We start from the raw sequence: 2,673 nt of genomic DNA, 5'->3' as shown, positions 1-2,673 counted from the left end.
CAAACTAGAAACATAATACTATCCAGTTTTAGTATTTCAAAAGAAATATAAAAATATAACTGGAAATGAAATTTCCAGTTATATAACACATCAAATATTCAATTTACACAAGTTATTCTACATTCTCCTAGCAAATTGACTTGTTATTTATTTTAATATGCCTAAAGTGATTTAATCAGTGCTTCTAACTCTTCAGATAAAGCTTTTGCACGTTCAAAATCAGTATTTCTGAGTGATATGGCTATTTTCATTTCTAAATCCATTTTCTTTTGTTCAATTTCTAAATAGTCTTTATCAAAGTATTTGGCGTAAATCATCTTTTTGAATTTTTTCATGTTCATTTTTCTGATTGTTTTATCTTCAATAAGTAAAACATAATCTACGCAGTTTATTATAGAATAGTAATCATGTGATACCATTAAAATTGCACCATTATATTTTTTTATGGCTGTTTCAAGGGCCATTTGTGAATATGTATCTAAATGGCTTGTTGGTTCATCAAGAAGCAGCATATTTGCTTTGCTTGCAGAAATTTTCGCTAATTGAAGTATATTTTTTTCTCCACCAGATAAAGATTCAATCTTTTGGTTAAGTAGTTCTTCCTCAAAATCATAATTTGAAATGTAGATTTCAACCTCATCATAGGTTTTAAATCCCGCATCTAGGAATTCTTCAAGTACTGTATTAGACTCATTTAATATCTCGCCTTGATTTTGTGATAAATAAGCTACTTCAATGTCAGAATCTATTTCAATAGAAGTATTATTATTTTTATAGATATCCTTGAGTAAGGTCGTTTTCCCAGTACCGTTTAATCCAATAATAGCTACTTTATCATTAGATTTAATCTCAAAGTTAACATTTTCTAAAATTATCTTATCAAAGCCAGAGCTATAATTATTAACCTTTAAAGCTATTTTTTCTTCAACAGCATTATTAGTAGTTAAACGGATATAAGGCTGCTTAATTTCAACAAAAGGTGTTTTTATTCTACGAGCTTCTAATCTCTCTAGAAATTTCATTTTACCTTTTAGATATCTTCCAGCAGCAGTTTCACCTGTAACTTCGGCTCTATCTCTTAATCTTTTAATTATGCGTTCATTTCTCTCAATTTCTTCATCATCAGCGGCAGACAGTTCCTGAAGTTCAATTTTAGTTTGAAGTAATGTGAAGTTATAATCAATATAGCTTCCATCAAACTCTTGAAGCTCCATATTTTCAAGATGAATAATTTTATTAAAACAATGATTTAATAAATATCTATTGTGTGTAATAACTAACATCATTCCCTTGTGAGAATTAATTAGATTTTTAAGAGAATTAAGGTTTTCAAAATCTAAAAACACATCTGGTTCATCCATAATTATTAAATTTGGACCATTAAGCATTTCTTTAATTACTTGAATAAGCTTAAACTCACCACCACTAAGTTCAGATACCATTAGATTTTTAAGGTAGTCTAAGTTTGCAAGATTTAGTTTCTTATTGATGATGCTTTCGAAATCATCTCCACCAATGGCATCAAGTGCGTCTAAAGCTTCTTGGTACTTTTCTAGTAATGGATCAATATCCGAAGCTGTTTCCATTTCAGTACAAATAGAGGCTATTTCATTTTGCAGCTTGATAAACTCTTCGCCTAAATATTCCAAAACTGTAGTTTCCTTTGTTTTGTCTAGTTTTGGGAACTGACTTACATATCCAATTCTGCAATTTGGGTCAATCTCTATGGTACCATCGAACATATATCTTTCTGGGTCCATAATTATATCTATCAATGTACTTTTCCCAATACCACTTGAGCCTATAAAAGCACAATGCTGATCATCTTCTAAAGTAAATGAAATATTATTATAGAGATCTTTATTTGGGAATGAGTACGACAAGTTATTGATTTTTATCATATTATTACCTCTCTTTATCATTTGAAAATAATCTATAGTAATGATAGTATATTTTTGTTTAACGTTGATAGCATAACATTTTTTGCGACTTATTTCAATTACAAGTAATAAAACCTAACGTGTTTTTCAACAATGTTAAAACGCGTTAGGTTATTTTGATTTAATAGTTTTTTGTAAAGTATGGATAAAAATAAATTGTAGGATACAATTTAAATTTTTATTTGCTTACCATTATTTGAAGTTAGCTTATCTATAAATAATATCTCTAAATTTAAACCTACTAACTTGGCCAACTCTTCAAGTTTTCTAGCTAATTCTTTTTGAGGCTTAAATAATTTAATTCGTACCAATTTGTAGCCGCTTTGCTTATATAATTCAAATACTGCCTTTAGTTTAACTTTTACCTCACATGGATATAGTAATAACTTTCCACTATCCAAAATTAAATATGTATCAGCGGTCTTAACTTTAGTAGATATCTTAATAAAATCATTAACAAATGCTATAGCATCATTATCAGAAAAATATCCTGATAAATCCATGGTTATACTTTGCGATTTTTCATTAAAAGAAACCTTATATTTTCCCATTTACTGCAACCTCCTATAAACTCTAAATTACACAGAACATACTGAAATACTAAATTATATAATTGTAAAAAATACAACATTATTTCCTTATTTTTCTACAATAATAGCGTTAGTAAGACATTATCCTAATAAATATATACTATTTTGGCTATAGTTTCTATGTTTTTTAGAAGATTTTATAA

The 2,673-nt window shown here is 27.9% G+C and carries 2 protein-coding genes; both read right to left on the bottom strand.

Annotated features, from left to right (window positions below):
- Positions 1-161: 161 nt before the first annotated feature.
- Complete coding sequence (locus CLCHR_RS24105; RefSeq protein WP_079442473.1) at positions 162-1,901, bottom strand: ABC-F family ATP-binding cassette domain-containing protein; 1,740 nt, start codon at positions 1,899-1,901, stop codon at positions 162-164.
- Positions 1,902-2,110: 209 nt separating this feature from the next.
- Positions 2,111-2,491, bottom strand: coding sequence for a hypothetical protein (locus tag CLCHR_RS24100; RefSeq protein ID WP_079442472.1), 381 nt, complete (start codon positions 2,489-2,491; stop codon positions 2,111-2,113).
- Positions 2,492-2,673 lie beyond the last annotated feature (182 nt).

Source organism: Clostridium chromiireducens (assembly GCF_002029255.1).
Taxonomy (GTDB): domain Bacteria; phylum Bacillota; class Clostridia; order Clostridiales; family Clostridiaceae; genus Clostridium; species Clostridium chromiireducens.
The sequence above is the reverse complement of the archived record's forward strand: the minus strand, read 5'-3'. Positions and strand labels throughout refer to the sequence as shown.

What these genes read in the sequence shown, in the direction of transcription:
- CLCHR_RS24105 (WP_079442473.1), bottom strand. Translation starts at nt 1,901, where the DNA reads ATGATAAAAATCAATAACTTGTCGTACTCATTCCCAAATAAAGATCTC.
- CLCHR_RS24100 (WP_079442472.1), bottom strand. Translation starts at nt 2,491, where the DNA reads ATGGGAAAATATAAGGTTTCTTTTAATGAAAAATCGCAAAGTATAACC.